The 25587-nt window shown below is 72.3% G+C and carries 23 protein-coding genes and 1 riboswitch; of the genes, 11 read left to right on the top strand and 12 right to left on the bottom strand.

The window, feature by feature from the left end; genetic code table 11:
• The first annotated feature begins 96 nt into the window (after nt 1-96).
• A riboswitch (SAM riboswitch) is annotated at nt 97-210 on the top strand.
• A gap of 32 nt (nt 211-242) precedes the next feature.
• Nucleotides 243-1673 (top strand): aminotransferase class V-fold PLP-dependent enzyme, encoded by a 1431-nt coding sequence (locus AB0F40_RS18285; protein WP_357470542.1) that lies wholly within the window; start codon nt 243-245, stop codon nt 1671-1673.
• A gap of 19 nt (nt 1674-1692) precedes the next feature.
• Here AB0F40_RS18285 and AB0F40_RS18280 read toward each other — a convergent pair whose 3' ends face one another.
• Nucleotides 1693-3201: an amidase gene (locus AB0F40_RS18280; protein ID WP_357470539.1), complete on the bottom strand. Its 1509-nt coding sequence runs from the start codon at nt 3199-3201 to the stop codon at nt 1693-1695.
• A gap of 145 nt (nt 3202-3346) precedes the next feature.
• On the opposite strand from AB0F40_RS18280, the gene AB0F40_RS18275 reads away from it, so the two are divergent.
• Nucleotides 3347-4282 carry a hypothetical protein gene (locus AB0F40_RS18275; protein ID WP_357470536.1) on the top strand — a complete coding sequence of 312 codons (936 nt, stop codon included), beginning with the start codon at nt 3347-3349 and terminating at the stop codon, nt 4280-4282.
• Between the two features lie 107 nt (nt 4283-4389).
• On the opposite strand, the gene AB0F40_RS18270 is transcribed toward AB0F40_RS18275, so the two are convergent.
• On the bottom strand, nt 4390-5283 hold the full coding sequence (locus tag AB0F40_RS18270) for an LLM class flavin-dependent oxidoreductase (protein ID WP_357470533.1): 894 nt from the start codon (nt 5281-5283) through the stop codon (nt 4390-4392).
• A gap of 28 nt (nt 5284-5311) precedes the next feature.
• Nucleotides 5312-6313: a helix-turn-helix domain-containing protein gene (locus AB0F40_RS18265; protein WP_357470530.1), complete on the bottom strand. Its 1002-nt coding sequence runs from the start codon at nt 6311-6313 to the stop codon at nt 5312-5314.
• Between the two features lie 64 nt (nt 6314-6377).
• Between AB0F40_RS18265 and AB0F40_RS18260 the strand changes: the two genes are divergently transcribed.
• Complete coding sequence (locus tag AB0F40_RS18260) at nt 6378-7265, top strand: hypothetical protein (protein ID WP_357470527.1); 888 nt, start codon at nt 6378-6380, stop codon at nt 7263-7265.
• A 60-nt stretch (nt 7266-7325) separates the two neighbouring features.
• Here AB0F40_RS18260 and AB0F40_RS18255 read toward each other — a convergent pair whose 3' ends face one another.
• From AB0F40_RS18255 to AB0F40_RS18245, 3 genes are read right to left on the bottom strand one after another with little or no spacing between them, the layout of a single operon-like run.
• On the bottom strand, nt 7326-8291 hold the full coding sequence (locus AB0F40_RS18255; protein ID WP_357470524.1) for a MaoC/PaaZ C-terminal domain-containing protein: 966 nt from the start codon (nt 8289-8291) through the stop codon (nt 7326-7328).
• On the bottom strand, nt 8288-9637 hold the full coding sequence (locus tag AB0F40_RS18250) for a 3-oxoacyl-ACP reductase (protein WP_357470521.1): 1350 nt from the start codon (nt 9635-9637) through the stop codon (nt 8288-8290). The genes AB0F40_RS18255 and AB0F40_RS18250 overlap by 4 nt, the downstream gene beginning before the upstream one ends.
• Nucleotides 9638-9672: 35 nt before the next feature.
• Nucleotides 9673-10995, bottom strand: coding sequence for an acetyl-CoA C-acetyltransferase (locus AB0F40_RS18245; protein WP_357470518.1), 1323 nt, complete (start codon nt 10993-10995; stop codon nt 9673-9675).
• 182 nt (nt 10996-11177) lie between these two features.
• Here AB0F40_RS18245 and AB0F40_RS18240 point away from each other — a divergent pair, with 182 nt between their 5' ends.
• Together AB0F40_RS18240 and AB0F40_RS18235 are read left to right on the top strand one after the other, a co-directional pair.
• Nucleotides 11178-11918 (top strand): TetR/AcrR family transcriptional regulator, encoded by a 741-nt coding sequence (locus AB0F40_RS18240; RefSeq protein WP_357470515.1) that lies wholly within the window; start codon nt 11178-11180, stop codon nt 11916-11918.
• Nucleotides 11919-11978: 60 nt separating this feature from the next.
• The gene (locus AB0F40_RS18235) at nt 11979-14093 is read left to right on the top strand and encodes an acyl-CoA dehydrogenase (protein ID WP_357470512.1); all 2115 of its coding nucleotides are present in this window, start codon (nt 11979-11981) and stop codon (nt 14091-14093) included.
• Nucleotides 14094-14102: 9 nt separating this feature from the next.
• Here the strand turns inward: AB0F40_RS18235 and AB0F40_RS18230 are convergent, their stop codons facing one another.
• Both AB0F40_RS18230 and AB0F40_RS18225 read right to left on the bottom strand, forming a co-directional pair.
• Nucleotides 14103-14402, bottom strand: coding sequence for a hypothetical protein (locus AB0F40_RS18230; protein WP_357470509.1), 300 nt, complete (start codon nt 14400-14402; stop codon nt 14103-14105).
• A gap of 282 nt (nt 14403-14684) precedes the next feature.
• A complete protein-coding gene (locus tag AB0F40_RS18225; protein WP_357470505.1) occupies nt 14685-15563 on the bottom strand; it encodes a DUF2599 domain-containing protein in 879 nt (292 codons plus the stop codon).
• 77 nt (nt 15564-15640) lie between these two features.
• Here AB0F40_RS18225 and AB0F40_RS18220 point away from each other — a divergent pair, with 77 nt between their 5' ends.
• Nucleotides 15641-16297, top strand: coding sequence for a hypothetical protein (locus AB0F40_RS18220; protein WP_357470502.1), 657 nt, complete (start codon nt 15641-15643; stop codon nt 16295-16297).
• Here the strand turns inward: AB0F40_RS18220 and AB0F40_RS18215 are convergent.
• The 3 genes from AB0F40_RS18215 to AB0F40_RS18205 form a co-directional block, all read right to left on the bottom strand.
• A complete protein-coding gene (locus AB0F40_RS18215) occupies nt 16263-17444 on the bottom strand; it encodes a T6SS immunity protein Tdi1 domain-containing protein (RefSeq protein ID WP_357470499.1) in 1182 nt (393 codons plus the stop codon). The two genes, AB0F40_RS18220 and AB0F40_RS18215, sit on opposite strands and share 35 nt — an antisense overlap.
• Nucleotides 17445-17527: 83 nt before the next feature.
• A complete protein-coding gene (locus AB0F40_RS18210) occupies nt 17528-18178 on the bottom strand; it encodes a response regulator transcription factor (RefSeq protein ID WP_357470497.1) in 651 nt (216 codons plus the stop codon).
• On the bottom strand, nt 18175-19284 hold the full coding sequence (locus AB0F40_RS18205) for a histidine kinase (RefSeq protein WP_357470493.1): 1110 nt from the start codon (nt 19282-19284) through the stop codon (nt 18175-18177). The genes AB0F40_RS18210 and AB0F40_RS18205 overlap by 4 nt, the downstream gene beginning before the upstream one ends.
• A 226-nt stretch (nt 19285-19510) precedes the next feature.
• On the opposite strand from AB0F40_RS18205, the gene AB0F40_RS18200 reads away from it, so the two are divergent.
• The 3 genes from AB0F40_RS18200 (at nt 19511) to AB0F40_RS18190 (ending at nt 20958) form a co-directional block, all read left to right on the top strand.
• Nucleotides 19511-19888 (top strand): hypothetical protein, encoded by a 378-nt coding sequence (locus AB0F40_RS18200; protein WP_357470490.1) that lies wholly within the window; start codon nt 19511-19513, stop codon nt 19886-19888.
• Complete coding sequence (locus AB0F40_RS18195; RefSeq protein WP_357470487.1) at nt 19885-20406, top strand: hypothetical protein; 522 nt, start codon at nt 19885-19887, stop codon at nt 20404-20406. The genes AB0F40_RS18200 and AB0F40_RS18195 overlap by 4 nt, the downstream gene beginning before the upstream one ends.
• 63 nt (nt 20407-20469) lie before the next feature.
• Nucleotides 20470-20958 carry a GNAT family N-acetyltransferase gene (locus AB0F40_RS18190; protein WP_357470485.1) on the top strand — a complete coding sequence of 163 codons (489 nt, stop codon included), beginning with the start codon at nt 20470-20472 and terminating at the stop codon, nt 20956-20958.
• Here the strand turns inward: AB0F40_RS18190 and AB0F40_RS18185 are convergent.
• Nucleotides 20940-21857 (bottom strand): EamA family transporter, encoded by a 918-nt coding sequence (locus tag AB0F40_RS18185; RefSeq protein WP_357470482.1) that lies wholly within the window; start codon nt 21855-21857, stop codon nt 20940-20942. The genes AB0F40_RS18190 and AB0F40_RS18185 overlap by 19 nt on opposite strands.
• Before the next feature lie 222 nt (nt 21858-22079).
• Here AB0F40_RS18185 and AB0F40_RS18180 point away from each other — a divergent pair, with 222 nt between their 5' ends.
• On the top strand, nt 22080-22958 hold the full coding sequence (locus AB0F40_RS18180; protein ID WP_357470479.1) for a glycoside hydrolase family 16 protein: 879 nt from the start codon (nt 22080-22082) through the stop codon (nt 22956-22958).
• Between the two features lie 165 nt (nt 22959-23123).
• Entirely contained in the window at nt 23124-25463 is a 2340-nt protein-coding gene (gene purL / locus AB0F40_RS18175) for a phosphoribosylformylglycinamidine synthase subunit PurL (protein ID WP_357470477.1), read from the top strand.
• Nucleotides 25464-25587 lie beyond the last annotated feature (124 nt).

The raw sequence follows: 25587 nt of genomic DNA, 5'->3' as shown, positions 1-25587 counted from the left end.
GTTCCGAACAAACAAAACGAAGCCACACATCCCGAGATGCGAGACGTCCGTCCCAATCGTTGACACGCCGCCCGGTCGGCCCGCAACATTGCGTCAGGTCATGAGCGCCAGCGCCAAGCCCCGGCTCGCTGGCCGGCAACCCTCCTTCCGCGGCGGGGTGCCCCGGGTGACGACTCGGCCGCGCGCACCCGCGTGCGGCAAGCGCGGGGGAACCCTCCCCCAGGACCGTGCTGGAGGACGCCATGTCTGCAACCACCCTCACCCACACCACGCTCACCGACGACACGGTGGCCGACGTCGCCCCGCTGCGCCCCGTGGTCGGCGGCGGGACACCCGTCCCGCTCGTGGACGGAACCCGGGTGCCCTACGCCAACCTCGACGTCGCCGCGTCGGCCCCGGCGCTGCAGGCCGTCGCCGACCGCGTCACCCAGGTGCTCCCCCTGTACGCGAGCGTCCACCGCGGCGCGGGCTACCTCTCCCAGGTCAGCACCGCCCTCTACGAGACGGCCCGGCGCACCATCGGCGCGTTCGTCGGCGCCCGCGAGGACGACCTGACGATCGTCACCCGCAACACCACCGACTCGCTGAACCTCCTCGCCGGCTGCGTCCCCGCCCAGCCCGACGGCGAACCCGGCCGGGTGCTGGTGCTCGACGTCGAGCACCACGCCAACCTGCTGCCGTGGCAGCGCGGCGCCGAGGCGACAGTGCTGACCGGCGGCTCCACCGTGGCCGAGACGCTCGCCCAGATCCGCGACGAGCTGGCCGCCGCGGCGCCGCACCGGCAGTTCGCGCTCCTCGCCCTCACCGGCGCCTCCAACGTGACGGGAGAGTCGCTCCCCGTCGACGAGATCGTCGCGGTCGCCCACGAGTTCGGCGTGCGCGTGGTGCTCGACGGCGCCCAGCTCGTACCGCACCGGCGCATCTCCCTCGGGTCGACCGGTGTCGACTACCTCGCCTTCTCCGGGCACAAGACGTACGCCCCGTTCGGCGCGGGCGTGCTGGTGGGCCGACGTGACTGGCTCGACGCGGGCACGCCGTACCTCGCGGGCGGCGGTGCCGTGCGGCGCGTCCGCGTGGCGGGCACCGACTGGCACGAGGGCCCGGCCCGGCACGAGGCGGGATCGCCCAACGTGATCGGCGCCGTGGCGCTCGCCGCGGCGTGCGAGGAGCTCGCGGCGCTCGCTCCGGCGGACGTCGTGGCGCACGAGAACGCCCTCCGGCGTCGGCTCGTGTCCGGGCTCGAGGCGATCGACCGCGTCGAGGTGGTACGGGTGTGGGCGGACGCCGTCGACCCCGTGGGCGTCGTGACCTTCACCGTGGCCGGTTACGACCCCGGCCTCGTCGCCGCCTACCTCTCCGCCGAGCACGGGATCGGTGTGCGCGACGGGCGCTTCTGCGCACACCCGCTGCTCGGCCGCCTCGGGTTCGACGCCGGTGCGGTGCGCGCCTCGGTCGGCGTCGGCACCGCGGGCGAGGAGGTCGAGCGGCTCGTCGCTGCCGTCGGCCGCCTGGTGGCGGACGGTCCGCAGGCCGGGTACGACGTCGTCGACGGGCTGTGGGTGGTGACCGACGACCCGCGGCCCGTCCCGGAGGGCTCCGGCCTCGCGGGCCTCCTGGCGACGGCGGCCCTGGGCTTCGACGAGGCCTTCGGCTGCCTCCCGGACGAGGGCTGAGAACCCCGTTCTCGACAGATCAGATCGGGAACGACGGGCGTGGCCGGAGGGTCGCCTCCAGCTGGGCTGCTAGGGCCAGCAGGGTTGGCTCGCCGCCCGGCCTGCCGATGATCTGCACGCCCATCGGCAGCCCGGCGGGCGCCTCGGCCGTCGGCGCCGTCCAGTGCGTCGGCACGGTGATCGCGGGCAGCCCCGCGACGTTGAGCATCGAGGTGAACGGCGTGTACTGGCACTGCTGCTCGAAGTTCCGCTCCGGGTCGCCGGCGTCGTACCAGCCGATGGGGCGCGGGGTGAGCGCGAGCGCGGGCGTCACGACGGCGTCGTACACGCTGACCTGGGCGACCAGCGAGCGCTCGTAACCGTTGAGCGTGCGCACCGCCTCGGCGAGCTGCCGCGCCGGGACCTGACGCCCCGACCGGATCAGCCACTGCGTCAGCGGCTCCAGCTTGCCGAGCGTCTCGGGGTCGTCGATCGGTACCGCCGAAGCGCCCCCCATCCACAGGGTCCGGAACGCCGGTGCGTACTCGGGCGCCTCGGCCAGCGCCATCTCGTCCATCGTGTGCCCCAGCCCGGCGAGCGCCCCCACGCCCGCGTCGAGCGCGGTCCTGGCCTCCGGCGACACGGTGATGGCGTAGAAGTCGTCCCACGCCGACGTGGTGGTCACCCCGATCCGTGCGGTGCCGCCGTCCGGCCCGCTCCTCCCGGTCAGCGGGTCGGGCAGCGTGGCACGCTGCGCGGCCGCCAGGTAGGCGCCCGCCTCGTACGACGGCGCGCGCAGCGAGAACGGGTGCGCGACGACGCCCCCGGCGCGCCTCGGGAGCATCGCCTCGAGCAGGAGCGCGGCGTCGGCGACGGTGCGCGCGATCGGCCCGTTCACGACCAGCCCGCCGAGCGAGTCGACGCCGCTGCCCGCGGGCAGGAGCCCCCGCGTCGGCTTCAGGCCGACGACGCCGCAGGCGGCCGCCGGGATCCGGACCGAGCCGCCGCCGTCGGACCCGGGGGCGAACGGGACCATGCCCGCCGCCACCGCCGCTGCCGCGCCACCGCTGGACCCGCCCGCGCCGCGGGTCAGGTCCCACGGTGTGCGGGCCGGCGGGGCCCCAACCGGCTCGGTGTAGGCGGGGAAGCCCAGCTCGGGCGCTGCCGTCTTGCCGAGGCTGACGATGCCCGCCGCGTCGAGGATCTGGACGATCTCGTCGCTCTCCTGAGCGGGCGGCAGGCCCGCGAACGCGCGGGACCCGAACCCGGTCGGCACGCCGGCGCGGTTCCACAGGTCCTTGTCGCCGGTCGGCAGGCCCCAGAGGCTGCCTGACGCCGGGGGCGCGCCGCTCGGGCCACCACCGTCCCGCCGGAGTGCCGCCGCTCGCTCCCTGGCTCGCTCAGGGGTGACGGCGGCGAACGCACCGACGGCACCGTTGAGGCGCTCCACCCGGTCGAGGAAATGGTCGGTGACCTCGGTGGGCGAGAGCTCGCCCGCGGCAAGGAGGTCGCGGAGCTCGACGGCGGTCCGCTCATGCAGGGCATCCATCCGGCCAGGTTATGCGCTGGGCGCCAGGTGTCTGGAAAAGCCGCTTATGTCTCACCCGCTCTACAGCGCGCGCGGCCAGATTCACGAACAAGACAACTGGTGCTTGGCCGCCTGACCTGCACATATGCGCCTTCTCTGCCTAATGGTGCGCGCAGGAAGCAATTCCACGCCGCGCAGAATGCGCTTCTGCGGCATATGTTCGTGGAGTGCTGGCACCTTTGTGCTGCGCCACCGTGGTGTAGCAGAGGTGACGAGAAAAGTCTCGAAGGGGGAGAGAACTATGCCATTCCTCAATGCAGGTCTTGTTGTGCCGCTCCAGGTCGACTGGCTCGCGCCGCTGACGAACGCGCTCGGCGCGATCGCGAGCTTCATCCCGAAGCTGCTCGTGTTCCTGATCGTTTTCCTCATCGGGTACTTCATCGCGAAGGCGGTCGCCCGGTTCGTCGGGATGGTCCTGAAGCGGATCGGCTTCAACAAGGTGCTCGAGAAGGCAGGCGCCAACCGGCTCCTCGCGGGTTCGGGTATCGAGCCGATCGCGCTGCTCACGAAGATCATCTACTACTTCATCCTGCTCATCGCGCTCCAGCTCGCACTGAGCGCGTTCGGTCCCACCAACCCGGTGAGCGCGATCGTCAACGACATCGTGGCGTGGCTCCCGAAGCTGGTCGTCGCGATCATCATCGTGGTGATCGCAGGCGCCATCGCCAATGCCGTGAAGGACCTTCTCCTCAACTCCATGAGCCGGGTTTCCTACGGTCCTCTGGTCGCGAAGTCCGTGTCCTTCTTCATCATCGCGCTGGGTGTTATCGCCGCCGTGAACCAGATCGGCATCGGCACGACCGTGACAATGCCCGTCCTGGTGGCATTCCTGGCTACCCTGGCCGGCATTCTGATCGTCGGTGTCGGTGGTGCGCTGATCGGCCCCATGCGGCCTCGTGTCGAGGGTTTCCTCGGCAACCTCTCGTCGGGTGGTGGCGCCGCTGCCACGCCCGTCGCGGAGCATGGCGCCGCCCCCGCGGCCGCGCCCCGCACCGACCCGGGTGAGTCGGGTTCGTTCGCGCCGCCGCCGCGCGACATCTGACCGCCTGACCGGCCCGGAAGCACGACGCCGGGGTCGCGGCGCCCAGGAGGCGCTGCGACCCCGGCGTCGCGCTGTGTCGCCGGGCACGTGGCCCGGAGCGCGGCCGGCTAGGCCGTGCGGAGCAGCTCCTGGGCGGCGCCGACCACGCTGACGAGCTGCTCCAGGTCGGGGTCGTCCTCCGTCGGCTGGAGCGCCACGGTGTCCACGCCCGCCCCGCCGTACCTGCGCACCCCGTCGGCAAGTGCCTGGGCATCGCCCCACAGGGCGTACTGCGCGAGCGCGGTGTCGTCGGCCACGTCCATGCCCCAGGCGGTGAGCTCGGCCCGCAGGCGCGCGGCGGCGCCGGGCCCGGTGCCGCCCGGGACGAACTGGATCACGGGAAAGCTCGCCCCGTCCCGGCCTGCCACCGCCCGGCCCTCGGCGACCCGCTCGAGCACGGCGGGCAGCCCGGGCAGGCCGACAGAGCCCTCGAGCACCACGCCGTCGCCGAACTCGCCCGCCAGGCGCAGCGACCTCGGCCCGGTCGCGGCGACCGGAACCGGCACGGGCCGCGCGGGCGGCCAGTCGAGCGCGACGTCGTCCAGGGACACGTACCGACCTGACGCCGTCACACGCTCCCCGGCGAGCAGCGCCCGCAGCGCGCCCGAGTACTCGCGCATGAGGGTCAGCGGCGAGGCGGCCTTCGCGCCCACCTGAGCCATCCACGGCTGCACGCCGTGCCCGATCCCCGGGACGAGCCGGCCCGGGAACATCCCGTCGACCGTCGCGATCTCCATGGCAGTGAGCGCGACGTTCCGCAGGGGCGTCGGCAGGACCCCGATCCCGACCCGGACCCGCTCGGTGGCGGACAGGATCGCGGCCGCGGTGGAGATGCCGCCGGTCTGGAAGCAGTCCTCCCAGAGCCAGACCTCGTCGATCCCCGCGGACTCGACGGCGCGAGCGAGCGGGATGATGCGTGACGGCGGGGTGGATGGGCGGATGATGCACGCCAGGCTGGTCATGGCGCCCACGCTGCCACGGAGCGAGCCGTCAGAGCCAGCCCTTGCGCGCGGCGTGCCAGCCGAGCTGGATGCGGGTCGAGACGCCGGCCACGCCCATCAGCACCTTGACGCGCCGCTGGACGGTGCGCAGGGAGAGCCCGAGCTTGCTCGCCACCGACTGGTCGGTGAGGCCGGCCAGCATGAGCGCGAGGATGCGGGCGTCCTCCTGGTCGAGGTCGGACGGTTCGGGCCGTTCGCCCGGCCGGGCGAACGGGGTGGCGTCGCGCCACACGCTCTCGAACAGGGCGATCAGCGCGTCCAGCAGCCCGGACGGGTGGATGATCAGCGCGCCCACCAGGTCGGGCGCCAGGTCCGAGCCTTCGGTGCTCACCTCGACGACGGTCTGGATCGGCACGAAGGCGAGCCGGTGGTCGATGATGAACAGCTTGATCGGCACCCGCTCCGAGAACCGCACGTCCTCGCCGTTCTCGATGGCCTCGGCGACATCGTCGACCCGCAGGACGCCCGTGTCCAGGAACACCCGGTCCACGACGACGCGGTACCGCACGCCACGTGCGACGGCCTGGTCCTCCGCGGTGTTCTCGTCGGCGGGCATCACGAAGACCGGCGGCTTGGTGAACGACTCGACGGTCTCGCGTGCGCCGAGCTGCAGCTGCATGATGCGGTGCTTCACGGCGTCGGCACCGCGCACCACGTCGACGACGTCGGTGGCCGGCCGCAGCGCGGACGACCGCCGGAACTCCTCCTCGAGCTCGATCAGCTCGACCTGTGCGGCGCGGATCTCGTCCTTGCGGCGGGCGAGCAGCGCACCCAGCGCTATCTCGGGGGGAGCGGCCTGGAAGCGGGAGTCGTCGGCGCTCTGCCGGGCCGCGAGGCCGTGGCTCTCCAGCGCGCGGAGCACGTCCAGCGCGTCACCGGGGTCGCACCCGAGCCGCTCGCCCAGCTCCGCCGCGTCGAGGGACGGAGACGCCACCAGGTCGCGGTACGCGAGGGACTGCGTCTTCGTCAGGCCGAGTACGTCACCGAGCATGGGCACCCTCCCACCGGATGAAGTTCGCCGCCGTGGCGAGGATACGGGAGATAGCCTCCGGAGCGTGAGCATCGAGGACGTGAGCTTCCCCGCCGCCGCCGGCGAGCCCGTCGCCGGACGCTGGTTCCTGCCGGACGGCGCGGTGGTCGGCGTCGTGGGGATCGCACCAGCCATGGCCATGCCCATGCGGTTCTACCGGCACCTCGCGGCCTGGCTCGCCGACCGGGGCTTCGCGGTGCTCACCTTCTCGTACCGCGGTTCGGAGCCTGAGCTGTACGGCCCGATGCGGGACTCCACGGCGACCGCGCTGGACTGGTACCACGACGCGGAGGTCGCGGCGGGGCACGCTCGCGCGCGGGCAGACGTCGTCGGCGTCCCGTTCACGTGGGTGGGCCATTCGTTCGGCGGCCAGAGCCTGGGCTTCCTGTCCGACGTCGGCGTGGACGGCTGCGTCATGGTGGCATCGGGGACCGGCTGGCGAGGCAAGGCCGTCCCGATGATCAAGCGTTGGTCGCCGCTCCTGTGGCGGGCCATCGCACCCGCCGCGATCGCGGCCGTCGGCTACTACCCGGGCCGCCGGCTCCGGATCCTCGACGACCTGCCCGGCGGCGTCATGCGGCAGTGGGGGCGCTGGTGCCTGCACGCGGACTACCTGTTCAGCGAGCATCCCGAGCTGCGTGACCGCTTCGCGAAGGTCGAGACGCCGATCACCGCCCTCTGGACGGCCGACGACGAGCTGATCTCCCCCGAGTCGATCCGGTACTGGAGCCGTGAGTTCCCGAACGCGGACGTCGAGCTCGTCGAGATGCGCGCCGCCGACCACGGGCTGGCCCGCGTCGGCCACTCGGGCTTCTTCCGCCCCAAGCGCGCGATCCTCTGGGAAGAGCTGCTGCTGCCGCGCCTTGCTGCCCGACAGGCCGAAAGTCCGCCTCCACCATGCGATCAGGCTTGAGAACGTCGAGGATCTCAAGCCCGATCGCATGGTGAAGGCTTTCGCGGTCCGCCGTGCCGGTCAGAGCGGGGTGACGGTGCCTCGGAAGTGGCGGGTGTTCTTGCCCGAACGCCAGCCCTCGTAGACGAAGCCCTCCGCGGCCGGCGAGCCTCCTGGGATGGTCGAGCCTGTCGAGACCTCGTCCGCGTACCGGATCGCCACGTCGACCGTGCTCGGGAGCAGGACCGGCTTGAAGAACTCGACGGTCCACTCGTACGTCTCGCCCCGGCGGGCCGGCCCCACCTCGGCCAGCGCCCGCGCCGCCGTGTACATCCCGTGCGCGATCGCCCGCGGGAACCCGAACGCCTTGGCGCCGAGGCCCGACGTGTGGATCGGGTTCTGGTCGCCCGACACCGCGCCGTAGGCCCGGCCGGTGCCGCCGCCGAGCTTCCAGCGTGCGGTCGGCAGGGGTGCCGCCCACTCCGCGCGCGGGGCCTCGGCCGGCGGCGCACCGCCGTCGGGCGCGGTGAAGCCCTTGGCCAGGTACGTCGACACGCCCCGGTAGGCGAGCTCGCCGCCCACCAGCACCTCCGCCACGAGGTCCACCTGGACGCCGCGGCGGTGCGCACGGGCGTCCTGCGCCCAGGCCCGCACCGTCAGCGTCTCGCCCAGCCGCACGGGCCGGAGCACGCGCGCCGTGTTCCTCAGGTGCACCATGCCCAGCAGCGGCAACGGGAAGTCACCGCGCACCATCACCGCCGTGGCCAGCGGGAACGCCAGCACGTGCAGGAACCCGGCGGGCAGCACCTCGGACGCGGGCTCGCCCAGCAGGCGGAGGTAGGACGCGAGGTGCGTCGCCTCGCCCGAGGTATCGACGTCCGCCACCTGATAGGCGACCTCGGGCAGCCGGACGGCGCCCTTTGGCCGCTTGCCGACGGACCCGGAGGCGCCCTTGGCGAGCAGCCCGCCGAGCTTCGGCAGCCGAGCCAGCTCGGTCATGCCGTACGACGCCGGTGCTCCCGTCCTGGTCAGCTCGCTACCCGTCACTTGCCCACCATCGACTGACCGCAGACGCGCAGGACCTGCCCGTTCACGCCCTTCGCTACCGGCGACGAGAGGAACGCGATCGCCTCGGCGACGTCGAGCGGCAGCCCGCCCTGCTGGAGCGACGGGATGACGCGCCGCGCCACCTCGCGCGTGGCGAACGGGATGGACCTGGTCATCTCGGTCTCGATGAACCCCGGCGCGACGGCGTTCGCCGTGCCGCCCAGCTCTGCCACGAGCGGCGCGGTGGCGGCCGTGTGGCCGATCACGCCGGACTTCGAGTACGCGTAGTTGGTCTGCCCCTTGTTGCCGGCGATGCCCGACGTCGAGGCCAGCGACACGATGCGCAGCCCCTCGACCCCGGCGGCCAGCAGCTGCTCGTTGATGCGCAGCTGGGAGGCGAGGTTCACCGCGATGACGGAGTCCCACTGGCCAGGCTTCATGTTCGCGAGCAGCTTGTCCCGCAGGATGCCCGCGTTGTGCACCAGGACGTCGATCCCGCCGAGGTGCCGGGTCGCCTCCAGGATCTTGGTGCCGGCGTCGGCGGCGGTCACGTCCAGCTGCACGGCAGTGCCCTTGACCTCGTTCGCGACGGCGGCCAGCGACTCGCCGGCGGCGGGCACGTCCACGACGACGACCTTGGCGCCGTCCCGGGCCAGGGTGCGTGCGATCGCCGCACCGATGCCGCGCGCGGCGCCAGTGACGACGGCCACCTTGCCGGCCAGGGGCTGCTGCCAGTCGACGTCGTCCAGCGGGTCCGACGGGCCGACGGGCAGCACCTGGCCGTCGACGTACGCCGACTTCGCGGACAGGAAGAAGCGGAGCGTGCCCAGTGCGGACGCCGAGTCGACGGCCGCACCACCGGTCAGCTGCAGGCCGTTCGCCGTGGCGCCGCCCCGCAGCTCCTTGCCGAGCGAGCGCGTGAAGCCCTCGAAGCCGGCCCGGGTCGCGGCGAGCGCCGGCGGGTCGCCGGCCTCCGGTGCACGGGACAGGACGACGACGCGCGCGTTGCCCGCGAGCCTGCGCAGCGTGCTGCCCAGCGCCAGCACCGCCTCCGAGACGGCCTCGGGAGACTCGGCGGCCGTGCCGACGAGGACCACGCCACCCCAGCGGACGTCGGCGGCACCCTCCGTGGAACGGCGCACGTCCACGTCCCAGGCGAGCAGGGCCTTGGCGAGCGCGTCCGCGTCGGCGGCCGAGGCGTCGTCGGACACGACGAGCACAGGGCCCACCGTCAGGGGTGCGCCAGGGGCGTAGCGGCGCAGGACGGCGGGCCGGGGGAGGCCCAGCTGCTTCGCGAGCTTCTTCCCGAGCTCGCCGTTCACGAACCTGGTGTAGTTGTCAGCCACGGATTTCCTTCCGATCTGGGGGGGAGGGGAGGGCCTCAGGAGGACTCGACGACGGCGACGGCACCCAGGCCGCCGGCGGCACAGACCGAGATCAGTGCCCGTGCCGGGCGGCCGGTCTCGGCGGCCTTCTCGGCCACCAGCTTCGCCGCGGTCGCGATGATGCGCCCGCCGGTCGCCGCGAACGGGTGGCCCGCCGCGAGCGAGGAGCCGTTCACGTTGAGCTTGCTGCGGTCGATCTTGCCGAACGCGCCGTCGAGGCCGAGCTCGGTGCGGCAGTACTCCTCGTCCTCCCACGCCGCGAGCGTGGTCAGCACGGTGGAGGCGAACGCCTCGTGGATCTCGAAGAAGTCGATGTCGTCGAGGGTGAGGCCGTTGCGGGCCAGCAGCCGCGGCACGGCGGCGGCAGGTGCCATGAGCAGCCCTTCGTGACCGTGCACGAAGTCGACGGCCGCGGTCTCCGCGTCCACGAACTTCGCCAGGACCGGCAGGTCGCGTTCCTCGGCCCAGGCGCGCGAGGCGAACAGGACGGCGGAGGCGCCGTCGGTCAGCGGCGTCGAGTTGCCCGCCGTCATCGTGGCCGTCTGGCCGAGCTTGGCGCCGAAGACCGGCTTGAGCTTCGCGAGCTTCTCGAGCGACGTGTCGGGGCGCAGGTTGTCGTCGCGCGTCAGGCCCTTGAACGGGGTGACCAGGTCGTCGAAGAACCCGGACTCCCAGGCGCGGGCGAGGTTCTGGTGCGAGTTGTAGGCGATCTCGTCCTGGGCCTCGCGGGAGATGCCCCACTTGGCAGTCGTGATGGCCTGGTGCTCGCCCATCGAGAGGTGCGTACGCGGCTCACCGGTGCTCGGGGTCGCGGGGGCCAGGTCCTTCGGGCGGATCGCGGCCAGGGCCTTGAGCTTGGCGCCGGTCGTCCTGGCGTGGTTGAAGTCCAGGAGCGCGGCGCGGAGGCGGTCGCTGACGACGATCGGCGCGTCCGACACGGTGTCCGTGCCGCCCGCGATCCCGGACTCGATCTGGCCCAGCTTGATCTTGTTGGTCACCGCGATGGCGGCCTCGAGGCCCGTGGCGCAGGCCTGCTGCACGTCGTAGGCCGGGGTGGTGGGCGCGAGGGAGGAACCCAGCACCGACTCGCGGATCAGGTTGAAGTTCTTGCTGTGCTTGAGCACGGCGCCGCCGGCTACCTCACCGAGGCGCTCACCCTGCAGGCCGAACCGGGCGACGAGGCCCTCCAGCGCTGTGGTGAACATGTCCTGGTTGCTGGTCCGGACGTACTTCTTGCCGGCGCGGGAGAACGGGATGCGGTTGCCGCCGATGATGACGGCCTCGCGCGTGGACGGGACGGGGGAGGGGGTAGTGGACACGTCGCTGTTCCTTCTCACTCATCGTCGGGCAGGTGGCTTCTTGGACCGAGCCTGGTCGAGTCCGGGGCAGGTCGCTACCGGGTTCGTCCGAGGTGGTGCCCAGGACTCACAGTACCTGATACTCTCAGTCTCGTGAGACGAATCACAAGACCTCTAGCGAGTCCAGGTGGGGAGGCGGAGCGATGAGCATCGGAGTCGACGGTCGTTCGACCCGCTGGGACGACCACCGCACCGCCCGTCGGGCAGAGCTCGTCCGTGCCGCGCGCAAGGCCGTGCACCGCCTCGGGCCCGCGGTCTCGATGGACGAGATCGCCGCTGCGGCCGGTACGTCCAAGTCCATCGTCTACCGGTACTTCGACGACAAGGCGGGTCTGCGGCTCGCTGTCGCGGAGACCGTGGTGATGCAGATGCACGACGCCCTGCGCGCCGCAGCGCAGCGTGCGGACAGCCCCGAGATGGCGCTGCGCGAGATGGTACGGGTCTACCTCGAGATGATCGAGAGCTCGCCCAACGTGTACTGGTTCGTCACCCGGACCGCCATCGGCGGCAACGAGCCCGCCCCGATCGAGAGCGGCCGTCGTGGCCGGCGTGCCACGGCCGCCGAGGACGCGACGGACGCTGCCGTGCCGACCACACCCGTCGACCTGCACCCGCTCGGCGCGTACCTCGACTCGGTGATCGAGCTGGTCGCCGAGCCGTTCGCCCGGGCTACCGACGTCCCGCAGGCCGACGCCGCCGCGTGGGCCGCCGGCGCCGTCGGCTTCGTGCGGGGCTCCGGCGAGTGGTGGCTCGGCCACCGCAACATCGAGTCCAGCCCGCTGACCCGTGAAGAGCTGACGGAGCGCGTGACGCTCTGGCTCTGGACCGGACCGGTGGGCGTGCTGCACCACGACCGCCCCGGCACCGCGTCCGTGACCACCTGACCTGACCCACCCTCCCGAGACCCAGCACCTGGCCCACCGGCCGAACACCGAGGAGAACCGATGACGACCACCTCCGAGCCCGTGACCACTCCCACGGCCACCGAGGCCACCGCGCCCCGGCCCGCGGCGCCTCGTGCGCCGTCGGGCAGCCGGGTGGACGTGCCCGCGCTGCAGCAGATGCTGCTCGGCCGTTGGCCGGAGGAGCGCTCCGAGGCTCGCCGCATGGTGGCGGAGCACCCCGAGCTCTGGAAGCAGGAGGGGATCACCAAGGAGGAGCACCGGACGATCGCCCTCGCCCAGATGCGGCAGATGGTGCCCTACGGCCAGGTCCTGCGGGCCTTCCCGGAGCGCCTGGGCGGTCGCGGTCAGGCGGGCGCCAACCTGGTGGGCTTCGAGGAGCTCGTCGTCGCCGACCCCTCGCTGCAGATCAAGGCCGGCGTGCAGTGGGGGCTCTTCGCCTCCGCGATCAACCACCTCGGCACCGAGGAGCAGCAGGACCGGCTGCTGCCCGGCGCGATGGACCTGTCCGTCCCCGGCGCGTTCGCGATGACCGAGACGGGCCACGGCTCCGACGTCGCCTCGATCGGCACCACCGCGACGTATGACGTGGAGACCGAGGAGTTCGTCATCAACACCCCGTTCCGCGGGGCGTGGAAGCAGTACCTCGGCAACGCGGCGAAGGACGGCGTGGCGGCGACGGTGTTCGCGCAGCTCATCACGGGCGGCGTGGACCACGGTGTGCACTGCTTCTACGTGCCGATCCGCGACCCGCAGACCATGGAGTTCCTGCCGGGCGTCGGCGGTGAGGACGACGGCCAGAAGGGCGGCCTCAACGGCATCGACAACGGCAAGCTGCACTTCACGGACGTGCGCGTGCCGCGCCGGGACCTGCTCGCCCGCTACGGCCAGGTGGCCGCCGACGGCACCTACACCTCCTCGATCGACAGTCCCGGTCGCCGCTTCTTCACGATGCTGGGTGCCCTGGTGCAGGGGCGTGTCTCCCTCGACGGCGCTGCGATCACCGCGGCGAAGATCGGCCTCGCGATCGCCACGAAGTACGCCGAGCAGCGCCGCCAGTTCTCGCCTGCGGCCGGTGCCGACGAGCTGACGCTGCTCGACTACGCGACGCACCGCCGCCGGCTCTTCCCCCGCATCGCGGAGGCGTACGCGATGCACTTCGCGCACGACGAGCTGCTCGACCTGTTCGACGCGGTGTTCTCCGGCCGCGAGGACACCCCGGCGATGCGCGAGGACCTCGAGACCACCGCTGCCGCTCTCAAGGCGACCTCCACCTGGTACTCCCTCGACACGCTGCAGGAGTGCCGTGAGGCCTGCGGCGGCGCCGGCTTCCTCTCCGAGAACCGCTTCACGGGCCTGCGCGCGGACCTCGACGTCTATGCCACCTTCGAGGGCGACAACCACGTGCTGCTCCAGCTCGCCGCCAAGCGGCTCGTGGGCGACTACGGCAAGAAGCTGGCCAGGGCGGCCAAGTCCCCCGCTGGTATGGCGGGCATCGTGGCAGGGCAGGCCAAGGACGTCCTGCTGCACAAGGTGCCGCTCAAGCGGCTCGGCCAGACGGTGGCCGACGGCGCCGGCACGCGCGCCGCGGGTCGCCTGCTGGACGCCGACCTGCAGCGTGAGCTGATCGCCGGCCGTTACGAGGGCATGGTCGCCGCTACCGCGCTGGGCATGCGCCCGGCGCTCAAGGCCGACTCGATCCGTGCGCAGGAGATCTTCGACGACAACCAGGTGCGCCTCATCGGGTCCGCTGCGGCGTGGGCCGAGCTGGTGCGCTGGGACGCGTTCACGAAGGCCATCGGCACGATGCCCCACGCCGGTACGCGCAGGACGCTGACCCTCCTTCGTGACATCTACGGCCTCACGACCATCGAGCGGCACCTCGACTGGCACCTGACCAACGGCCGACTCTCAGCGGGGCGTGCGAAGGCCGTGACGTCCACGATCGACCGGCTGCTCAAGGAGCTGCGCCCGGACGTGCTCGACGTCATCGACGGCTGGGGCTTCGGCCAGGAGCACCTGCGTGCCCCGATCGCCGACGGCTCGGAGAAGGCGCGTCAGGACGAGGCGCGCGCCTACTACCGCGAGCTGCGCGCGAGCGGTACGGCGCCGGTCAGCGAGAAGGAGCTGCGCAAGCAGCAGGCGAGGACGGCCTGACGGCACCGGTCACGCGGCGTCCGGCACCGCGGCGACGACGGGGACGGGGAGCTGCTGCACGGGTGCCGGTACGGGCTCGTCGGCAGACTCCTCGTCCTCGGCGGGGCGCGCGAGCGGCCCGCCGAGCGTCACGGGGGCGTCCGGCTCCCCCGTCGGCACAGGGATCGCGCGGACGACAAGAAGAATGCCCGCCAGTCCGAGGAGGGCGGCGAGCACGGTGAGTGGTACGAGCTGGTAAGCCACTGTGAATCCGAGCAGTGCGCCGCAACCGACGGCGATGATGGATCCAAGAACGAGTACACGAGTCATCGGGAGCCTCCCTGCCAAGGTATCTCCGAGGAGCTATGCCTGACCCCAGGGGGAACTCCCGTGGATCGCTGGGCACCCGCGGATGACGGTCGTGCGTCTGGGCGCGCGCGACATCATGAGCTGAGGTCCGGCTGAGCTGGGGCTCATCAGATTGTGTGGCGAGCCTGCCCCGCCTTCGCTTCCAGGAAACCTCAACCGGCGCGCCCTCGCACCTTGAATCGCACCGCTGACGGTCACGACTCGGTCACGGCTCGGGTCGCCCCGGTTCGGGGCGCGCCGGTCTCATACCGGGTTGCAGTGCGCGGTGGCGGTGAGGATCAGCCCGACGTCGGGTCGCCAGGGCTCGAGGTTCCACGTGCTCTTGTCGGGTGCGCCGACCGCGTGGCACACGAGCTGGTGCTCCATGGTGGGGCTCTCCGCTTCCGGCTCCGCCGCGACGAGCTGGCTGCGGATCAGGTCGAGCCCTGCCTCGCCCGCGTGCCGCGCCCAGTCCGTCGGGTCGACGGCGAGCGACCGTCCACCCTCGTTCTCGCCCCAGGTCGCGCTCTCGATCGCGTGCGTGCCGACCTCGAACGTGACCTCCAGCGGCCCTTTCTGGTCCGCCTTCCCGGCGGTTCCCGAGCCCTGCGCCGGCGGGACCCGGTCGTCCACCTCCACCCGGGCGTGGGTGGCGTCGGTGTCGGTGACCTCGATGCGGGGCGCGTCGTCCTCGGTGCCCGACGGCGGTGCGGGCGGGCCGATCGCCGCGACGGGTGTGCCCCCGTCGTCGAGCACGGTGATGCTGCCGTCCGGGTCGACGTCGAGCGTGCCCGGCGACGTGAGGGTCAGGTCGGCCGTCCCGCCGAGGGCAAGGCTGAGGGTGACCGTCTGCAGCCCTGGGACGTCACCGTCGGCCCGCACCACGGCGGCCTTCCGGGAGTCGATACGCAGGACGGCACCGTCGAGGGTGACCGTGCTGGTCCGCGCCTCGGGCCGACCGGTATCGGAGGGCTTCGGCTGCTCCGGGTCGGCCGGCGACCGTCCTGCGGTCGACGTGGGCTCCTGGTCCGGGTCGTCGGCTCTCGCCGTCCTGTCGGCCAGGTCGCAGCCGCTCACGGTGAGCAGTACCGCCAGGGCGGCGCATACGGCGCGGGGCGCCACAACGGCGCGTCGGATCGGCACAGCCCCATTGTGCGGGGCGCGGACGCGCTGCGGAGCGTTGGGTGGCGCGTGTCGGCCGCAACCCCTATGTTTAGAACATGCGTTCGAACATGGAGCTGGTGACACAGGGTCCCGCCAACGTGCCGGGCCAGTCCGCGCGTGGTGCAGCCGCACCGCGCGAGTCTGGGTTCGCGAGCGGTTTCGCGAACCTCACGGAGGCGGTCGACGCAGTGGCGGCGGTCGACGCGCTCCTTGCCTCGCTCGCTGCCTCGCGCGCCGTGCTCATGGAATCGGTCCGGGAGTGGGTGGCCGGCCGGCCCGAGCTGTTCGGCGCCTCCGAGGTCGAGACGGACGACCTCGCCGGGCTGGCTCCCGAGCTCGTCGAGGAGCTGGCCAAGGCGTTGCGGGTGCCGGAGGGCACGGCGGTGGCGCTCATCGAGGAGTCCCGGGCGCTGGTGCACGAGCATCCGCGGACGCTTGCGGCGCTGCGCGGCGGGCACATCACCCACGCGCACGCGCAGACGATCCTCGGCTACACCGACGGGCTGCGGCGGGGCAACCGGGTGGCGCTGGAGACCCGCCTGCTCAAGCGCGCGCGCACCACGACCCCGGGGGAGCTGAGCCTGGTCGCGCGGACCGAGCGCGAGCGTCGGCTGCGTCCGGACCGACCGACCGGCGTGCCCGTCGTCCGTCAGGCGGCGGCCGCGCGGCGGCAGCGGCTCAGCGCTTCCCCCACAGGTCGTCCCACGCGGTGAACGGGTCGTCGGTGCGCCCCGCCTGCTGCGGGCTGCCGCCGGCGGCGACCGCCGGCGCGTGGCCGCCCCAGGCCGGGCTGCCCCACGTGGGACTGTTCCAGGCCGGGCTGCCCCATGTCGACCCGGCCTGATCCTGCTCGTCCTGGCTGCCGGCACCCGGGGCACTGCCGTACGGGAGCCAGTCCTGCTGGGTGTACGGGGCGCTGGGCTGCTGCTCGTCCGGGTCCGTCCCGTACTGCTCGGGAGCCGTCGGGTAGGGCGGGTCGAACGAGTCGGCGTAGCTCTCGGGCGGCGCCTCGGGCCGGGGTGCCTGGCTCGCTGCCGGCCACGGCTGCGCCGGGTCGGCCTCCCCGGGCCAGGACGAGGCCGACTGGCCCTGGCCCTGGTTCTGGCCCTGCCAGGGTGGCGTCGGACCGGGCTGTTCCGGGCCGGCGGGCGCCTCGTGGCGCGCGATGCCGTGCCTCGGGCTGCGGTAGCTCTGTGCGGCGTGCGGGACGTGGCCCGAGCCGGTCGGCCGGCCGTGCAGCGGCGCGAGCGGCGGATAGCCGCTGTCATCGTGCTGCTTCGGCCCGGAGACCGCCGCGAAGGTGGTGGTGGCCAGATACTGCTCGAACGGTACGTCGAAGGTCTCGTCGTCCGACCATGCGGCATCCCGGGCTGCCCCGACCTGGCGGGCCGGGGTGCGGCGACCGTCGTCGGGCATCGGGGGCAGTCTGATCTCGCCCGGGTTGTGGAGCACCTGGTCGTGCATCTGGCCCACCCAGTTGACCGCGAGCTCGAAGCGCATGGTGCCGAGGCCGTCCGCCCCCAGCTCACCGCCGAGGGCAGGGTGCGGGTTGAAGGTGTAGACGTCGTCCTCGCCGAGGTGGATGCCGCGGCTGCGGGCGTCGCGGACCAGGTCGTCCATCAGGTAGGTGGCGCGGCCCTCGGCGGACTCCAGCTCGGTGTACATGGTGACCGCGGAGGTCCAGCGGAGCTCGAGCGTGCCCTCGACGGTGTCCAGGAACCACCATCCGTCCAGCGACTCGAGGAAGATGTCGCCGAAACAGGTAGCGAAGCGCGGATTCTGCTCGCTGAGCCCCAGCCACTGCCATGAGGCGAGCCCGAACTCGAAGGAAACCTTCGGAAAAGTTCGAAGCAGCTTCATGTCCGAATGAAACCACTATCAGGTAAACGCCGGAACCCCCGGTGACATCTTTGTTATGCGGCGACTCAGTAGCCGGGAACGGCTCAGGCCAGGCCCGACTGGTAGGCGAACACCACCAGCTGGGCGCGGTCACGGGCGGAGAGCTTGATCATCGCGCGCGACACGTGCGTCCGGGCGGTGGCAGGGCTCAGCACGAGGTGCTCGGCGATCTCGTGGTTGCTCATGCCCTGCGCCACGAGGCAGACGACCTCGTGCTCACGGTCGGTGAGATCACCGATGCGCGGGTGTGGCCGCAGCGTCCGCGGCGACGCTGCGGTGAACTCACGGATCAGCGTGCGCGTGGCCGACGGCGCCAGCAGCGCACCGCCGTCGTGCACCGTGCGGATCGCGGCGACGAGATCCGCCGGCGGAGTGTTCTTGAGCAGGAATCCGCTGGCGCCGGCGCGCAGACCGTCCACGACGTACTGGTCGTGCTCGAACGTCGTGAGCACGACCACGCGGGTGGCGACGAGATCGGGGTCCTCCGCGATGCGGCGGGTCGCCTCGATCCCGTCGATGCCCGGCATCCGGATGTCCATGAGCACGACGTCGGGCCGCAGGCGGCGGGCCTCGGCCACGGCGGCGATCCCGTCGCCGGCCTCGCCGGCGACCCTGGTGTCGTCCTCCCCGGAGAGCAGGGCACGCAGCCCCATCCGGACCAGGTCCTGGTCGTCCACGAGCAGCACCGAGATCATGCGACACCTCCAGCGGGCAGGGCTGCCCGCACCTCGAAGGACTCGTCGTCGGGCCCGGCGACGAGCTGCCCGCCCAGCGACTCGACCCGGCGTCGCATCCCGGTGATCCCGAAGCCCGCGACGAAGCCACCGTCGGGGCCGCGCGGGTTCCGGACGCGCAACCGGACCACGTCCGCCCCGTAGGCCACCTCGACGTGCGCCGCGGCACCGGCCCCGTGCTTGACCACGTTGGTCAGCGACTCCTGGAGCACACGGTAGGCCGCGAGGTCCACGGCGTCGGGCAGCGGCAGGGGCGTGCCGCTGACCTGGAGGTCGACGGCCACTCCCGCCGAGCGCACCCGCTGTGCCAGCACCTCCAGGTTGGCGAGGCCCGCCGTCGGCGCACGCTCGGGCGCCGAACCGGAGGAGGTCCCGGGCCGGATCTGCGCGAGGGTGGTGCGCAGCTCGGTCAGACCCTCGTCCGCGGCCTTCGAGATGGCCCCCAGCGCGGTGGCCGCGTCGTCCGGCGTGCCGAGGTGGAGCGCGATGTCGGCCTGCATCTGGATGGCGGCCAGCCCGTGCCCGACGACGTCGTGCACCTCGTGCGCGAGCTGCAGCCGCTCGTCGTCGCGGGCCCGCTGCTCCGCCGCCGTGCGCTCGGCGGCCCGCGCCTGGTGCCACATCCGCCGGGCGACGCCGATGCTGAACGGGACCACGACGAAGGCGCTCGCAGGGACGAGCCCTGCCGGGAGGCCGAGGCCTGCCGGATGCGTGAACACGTGCAGCACGAGCAGAACCAGCGTGCCCGCTGCGTACAGGAGGGCGGGCCGGAGCGGCCGGCGGCGCGCCAGCGAGTAGACGGCGACCGCGAGGCACACCATGACCGGGCCGTACGGATAGGCGAGCAGCAAGTACGTGACGGTGGCGGCGGTGACCACCCCGAGCGCCGGCACGGTCCAGCCGGTACGGAACAGTGTCCCGGCCGCCGCGGTGGCCGCCAGCGCGAACCCCAGGGCGTCGACGGGACGATCCACCCCCGACGCCGCGTCAAGGAACGGCAGCGACACCAGCACCAGCGCCGTCAGCACAGCGGTCACGCCGACGTCGACGAGACGCACCTTCCCCATGTCTCTCACCTCTGTCTCTCACCTCCAGGCCCACTGTGGCCGACGGCGGGCACCGCGTCACCCCCTGGACGCCGTACCCGTGCCTACGTCGTGGGGCGTACGCGGGCCTGCCCGCCCACGTCCGGCGGCGCAGCACGGGTGCCGCCTCGCGGCCGATTCGGTCCACGACCTAGACCGCGACGCTGGACACGTGGGCGCCGCCCGGTGCCCGAGGAGGGACAGGACCATGAATCTCAGAGGAGCTGCGGTGCTCGGGCTCGTCGCCGCGACGATCGGGATCTACGTTGCCCGCGCGGGAGGGGCCCCGGCGCCGATCGTGCCGCCGGCCGCCGTGCTGATGGTCGTCGCGGCGGTGCTGCTCGCCGTGTTCCGCACCCGGACCTGGCCGGCGGTCGTCACCGTGGTCGTGGCGCTCGCCGAGGCCGCAGGCGTGGTCGCGACCGGCAGCCTTGGCAACCTGGCCTTCGCCGAGCCGCTGCTCGGCGCGGGTACGGCGCTGCGTGTCGTCGGCGTCCTCGCGGTGCTCATCGCGGGGACGATGCTCGTGGCGCGCCGACCAGCCCGTGCCGGGGCCGGTCCTCGTGAGCGGGAGGTCGCGCCATGAAGCTCGCGCCGCGCGTCCGGAAGGCCGTGCTGACCCTGCACATCGTCTCCGCCGGCGCCTGGATCGGCATCGACGTGCTGGTCGCCGTGCTCGTCGGGGTCGGGCTCTCGGGCGGCTCGGACGCCGCCCGCGGGCTCGCCCTGCGGGCCCTCGCCGAGTACGTCGTGAGCCCGATGCTGGTCTCGGCACTGGTCTGCCTCGGTTCGGGCCTGCTGCTCGGTCTCGCGACGAAGTGGGGGCTGGTGCGCTACTGGTGGGTGGCCGTCAAGCTCGTCATGAACGTCCTGCTGTGCGTCCTGATCGTCGTGGCGCTGCGCCCGGGCATGCCCGAGGTCGGCGCGGCAGGAGAGGCGATCGAGGCCGCGCAGGTGCCGGCCACGGACGTCTCCTTCCTCGTGTTCCCGCCGACGGTGTCGCTCACCGTGCTCGCCGCCGCCACGCTGCTGTCCGTGTACAAGCCGTGGGGACGGGTGCGCCAGGCCGCCCAGGGGCTGACCGCTGTCAACGCCGGCGCCTGACCGTGGCCGAGCACGCCGCATGTCCGGCCGGACGATGTCAGACGCTCGGTCTACGGTCGTCGGATGAGCATCGAAGTGCGGGACGCGGACCCCGCCGAGTACGAGGCGGTCGGCAAGATCGTCGCAGCCGCGTTCTTCGCGGACGGGCAGCTCGACGCCCCCGACGCGGGCTTCTACGCCGACGTCCTCCGCGATGTCGAGAGCCGTGCCGCCGCGGCGGAGATCATCGTGGCACTGGACGGTGGTGAGGTGGTGGGTGGCGTGACGTTCGTGCCCCGCGGCGGTCCGATGGCCGACATCGCCAAGGAGGGCGAGGCGGAGATCCGCATGCTGGGCGTCGCGCCGGACGCGCAGGGCAGGGGCGCCGGGACCGCGCTGATGCGCGAGTGCATCGCGCGCTCCGTGGGCGCCCGGCGGATCGTCCTCTCCACCCAGACCGTGGCCACCGGCTCGCACCGCCTCTATGAGCGGCTCGGATTCGTGCGTGCCCCGGGCCGCGACTGGGCGCCCGTGCCCGGCGTGGACCTGCTCTGCTACGTGCTGGCGCTGTAACGGGGCCCGCCCGGCCACCGCAGCAGGCCCGCCGTGATCGCCACCCCCAGCAGGAGCAGCAGGCCGCCGCCCGCCTCCGCCGCGTTGGGCACCTCGTCGAGCACCAGCCAGGCGGCGGTCATGCCCGCCACCGGCACCAGCATGGTGAACGGCACCACCGCGCTCGCCCGGTAGCGGGCGAGCAGCGTGTTCCAGATGCCGTAGCCCACCAGGCTCGCGAGCCACGCGGTGTAGAGGGTGGAGAGCACCACGGCCCACGTGGGGTGGGTGAGCGAGTGCGCGACCGCCGTCGGGCCGTCCAGCGCGACGGCCAGGGCGAACATCGGCACGGGGACCACGAGCCCCGACCACACGGTCATGGACAGGCCGGCCAGCGGGCTCGACCGCTCTCCGGCCAGCTGCGTGGCGGCGCCCAGCCGGCGCACGATCACGTTGCCGGTCGCCCAGGACGCGGCGGCCGCGAGGGTCAGCAGGAAGGCGAACCCCGGCGTCGCCGCCGAACGGCCGACCCCCACGATCACCAGCCCCGCCGCGCCGAGGAGGACACCGACGAGCTGCGGCGGCGTCGGGCGCTCGCGGAGGGTGACGCTCGCGAACAGGACGGTGAGGACCACCTGCGCCTGGAGCACCAGTGACGCGAGGCCCGGCGGCATGTCGAGCCACAGGGCCGTGTACATGAGACCGAACTGACCCAGGCTGAGGAACATGCCCACCAGCAGCACGTCCTTCAGCGGGGCCACCGGGCGGGGGACCAGGATCGCCGGGACCAGCACCACGACGAAGCGGATGGCGACGAAGAGCGCCGGCGGCATGTCGTCCACGCCGACGTCGATGGCGAGGAAGTTGGTGCCCCAGATGACCATGACGAGCACGGCCAGGAGCGAGTGGCGCAGGGGCATGCCGTCATCGTCGACCGGAGCAACCCTGTACGTCCATCGCGTATCACTGGCTGATTGTTCAGCGGGCCTGAACGGTGATGGGCGCCCTGACTACGTGTTTTCACGATCTTGTTCCACCGACCGGGTGAAAAGTAGCGTCGCTGGGCACCGGCCGGCGGATCGACCGCAGGCCCGGCCCGCAGCCTGTGCGGCGGGCGACACACGTTCGCGAAGGAGCGTCCGATGCGTAGCACCAGACACCGCACGATCCGAACCACCGTCACGGCTGCTGCCGCCATGACGTTCGTCCTGTCCGCCTCGCTCGTCGCCACGGCGGCGGCTCCCCATGCTCCCGACTCGGGACCTGCCCGGTCGGCATCCGACACCTCCGCCGACCTCGGCGCGCTGACCTGGTCGGACGAGTTCGACGGCGCGGCGGGCAGTGCGCCGGACCCGGCGAGCTGGAACCACGAGACCGGCGCCGGCGGCTGGGGCAACAACGAGCTGCAGAACTACACCAGCTCCCGGGAGAACTCGGCACTGGACGGCAACGGCAACCTCGTCATCACCGCCCGCCAGGACGGCAACGGCGGGTACACCTCCGCACGGCTGACCACGCAGGGCAAGGTCCAGCCGAAGTTCGGCCACCTCGAGGCGCGGATCAAGATTCCCCGCGGCCAGGGGATCTGGCCCGCGTTCTGGATGCTCGGCGGGCAGTTCCCCGGCACCCCGTGGCCCGACTCGGGCGAGATCGACATCATGGAGAACGTCGGTTTCGAGCCCCACCTGGTGCACGGCACCCTGCACGGCCCCGGCTACTTCGGCGGAGGGGGCCTCACCGGCTCCTACATGCACCCGCAGGGCTGGTCGTTCGCCGACGACTTCCACACCTTCGCCATCGACTGGGAGCCCGGCAGGATCAGCTGGTCGGTGGACGGCAACGTCTACCAGACCCGCACCACCGCGGACACCGGCGGCAACCCGTGGGTCTTCGACCAGCCGTTCTTCTTCATCCTGAACGTCGCGGTGGGTGGCGACTGGCCGGGATACCCGGACGGAACGACGCAGTTCCCGCAGCAGATGGTGGTCGACTACGTGCGGGTCTACGACTCCCAGCTCTGACCTGCCGTATCTCGGACCGCACCGGACGTGTCGGAAGCGCGGATCACTCCTGTGACCCGTGCGTCCGACACGTCCGGGAGAGCGGGACCGCCTCCCCGCGCGACGCGTCGTAGACTGGCCGCGCGCTCCGGCGCCCAGAAACCTACCCCGCTCGCGAGGAACTACATGACCGCGCCCGCGTCCCAGGCACCCTCCCGCCCGAACCCCGCCGTCCCGAACCTGGACACGGTGGAGACCGCAGCGGCCACCCCTGATGAGGTGCAGCCGTACGGTGAGCTCGGACTCAAGGAGGACGAGTACCAGCGCATCAAGGACATCCTGGGCCGCCGCCCCACCGCGGCCGAGCTCGCGATGTACTCCGTGATGTGGAGCGAACACTGCTCCTACAAGTCGTCGAAGGTGCACCTGAGCAAGTTCGGCGAGAAGGTCACCGACGAGATGAAGGAGCACCTCCTCGTCGGTATCGGTGAGAACGCAGGCGTCGTCGACATCGGCGACGGCTGGGCGGTCACCTTCAAGGTCGAGTCGCACAACCACCCCTCGTTCGTCGAGCCCTACCAGGGCGCCGCGACCGGTGTGGGCGGCATCGTCCGCGACATCATCTCGATGGGCGCGCGCCCCGTGGCGGTCATGGACCAGCTGCGCTTCGGCGCCGTCGACCACCCCGACACGGCGCGCGTCGTGCACGGCGTCGTCTCAGGAGTGGGTGGCTACGGCAACTCCCTCGGCCTGCCGAACATCGGCGGCGAGCTCGTCTTCGACGGCTCCTACCAGGGCAACCCGCTCGTCAACGCCCTGTGCCTCGGGGTGCTCCGGCACGAGGACATCCACCTCGCCAACGCCAGCGGCCTCGGCAACAAGGTGGTGCTGTTCGGCGCGCGTACGGGCGGTGACGGCATCGGCGGTGCCTCGATCCTCGCGTCCGAGACGTTCGAGGACGGCGTCCCCGCCAAGCGCCCGAGCGTGCAGGTGGGCGACCCCTTCATGGAGAAGGTGCTCATCGAGTGCTGCCTCGAGCTGTTCTCGGCCAAGGTCGTCGAGGGCATCCAGGACCTCGGCGCCGCCGGCATCTCCTGCGCGACCTCGGAGCTCGCCTCCAACGGGGACGGCGGCATGCACGTCGAGCTCGACGACGTCCTGCTGCGGGACCCCACGCTGAACGCCGGCGAGATCCTCATGTCGGAGTCGCAGGAGCGCATGATGGCCGTGGTGCGGCCGGACCAGCTCGACGCCTTCCTCGCGATCACCAAGAAGTGGGAGGTCGAGACCGCCGTCATCGGCGAGGTCAACGGTTCCGGCCGCCTCACCATCGACCACCACGGTCAGCGGATCGTGGACGTCGACCCAAGGACCGTCGCGCACGAGGGGCCCGTGTACGACCGGCCCTACGCGCGTCCGGCCTGGCAGGACGCGCTCCAGGCCGACTCGACGACCGCTGCTGGCCTCGCCCGCCCGGCGTCCGGCGAGGAGCTGCGGGAGACCGCGCTGACGCTGCTGGCCTCGCCCAACCTCGCGTCCAAGGCCTGGGTCACCAACCAGTACGACCGGTTCGTCCAGGGCAACACCGCGCTCGCCCAGCCCGACGACGGCGGCGTCATCCGCGTCGACGAGACGACTGGTCTCGGTGTCGCGCTCGCGACTGACGCCAACGGCCGCTACGGCAAGCTCGACCCGCGTACGGGCGCCGCGCTGGCCCTCGCGGAGGCGTACCGCAACGTCGCCACGTCGGGCGCCAAGCCCCTCGCCGTGACCGACTGCCTCAACTTCGGCTCGCCGGAGCACCCCGACTCGATGTGGCAGCTCGTCGAGGCGATCGAGGGCCTCGCCGACGCCTGTCAGGAGCTCGGTGTCCCGGTCACCGGCGGCAACGTCTCGCTCTACAACGGCACGGGCGAGCCCGGCCAGATCGACTCGTCGATCCACCCCACCCCCGTGGTGGGCGTGCTCGGCGTGCTCGACGACGTCAGCACCGCGCTCTCGTCCGGCTGGCAGACCGAGGGGCTGTCGCTCCTCCTGCTCGGCACCACGCGGGACGAGCTCGACGGCTCCGCGTGGGCCGACGTCGTGCACTCGCACCTCGGTGGCCTGCCGCCGCGCGTGGACCTGGCCGCCGAGAAGGCGCTGGCCTCGGCTCTCGTCGAGGCGCGCAAGACCGGTCTCGTCGCCGCCGCGCACGACCTGTCCGAGGGCGGCCTGGTCCAGGGCCTGCTCGAGGCGTCGCTGCGCTTCGGCGTCGGCGCGTCGGTGGCGCTCGAGGGCGTGACCGGCCGCGACAAGGTGGACCCCTTCGTGGCGCTGTTCGCCGAGTCGACGGGCCGCGTGATCGTCGCCGTCGATCCCGAGCACGAGGGCGAGCTGACCCACCTCGCAGAGGACGCCGGCGTGCCGGTGTTGCGGCTCGGCACCACGGGCGGCGACGCCGTGGTGATCGAGGGCCAGTTCGAGATCCCGCTGACGGAGGCGAGCGAGGCGCACGAGGGCACGCTCCCGTGCATCTTCGGCTGACCCGAGGCTCCCTGACGGGATGATCGGTAAAAGGTCAGGTGGTCGGTACCCCGGGGTACCGACCACCTGACCCTGTAAGGAACACCCGCGCCCCCGCCGGGAAGGGGCCCCCCACCAAAGGGAA

The organism is Promicromonospora sp. NPDC023987 (genome assembly GCF_040639055.1).
GTDB lineage: Bacteria > Actinomycetota > Actinomycetes > Actinomycetales > Cellulomonadaceae > Promicromonospora.
This window is presented reverse-complemented; position numbering and strand designations above follow the sequence as displayed.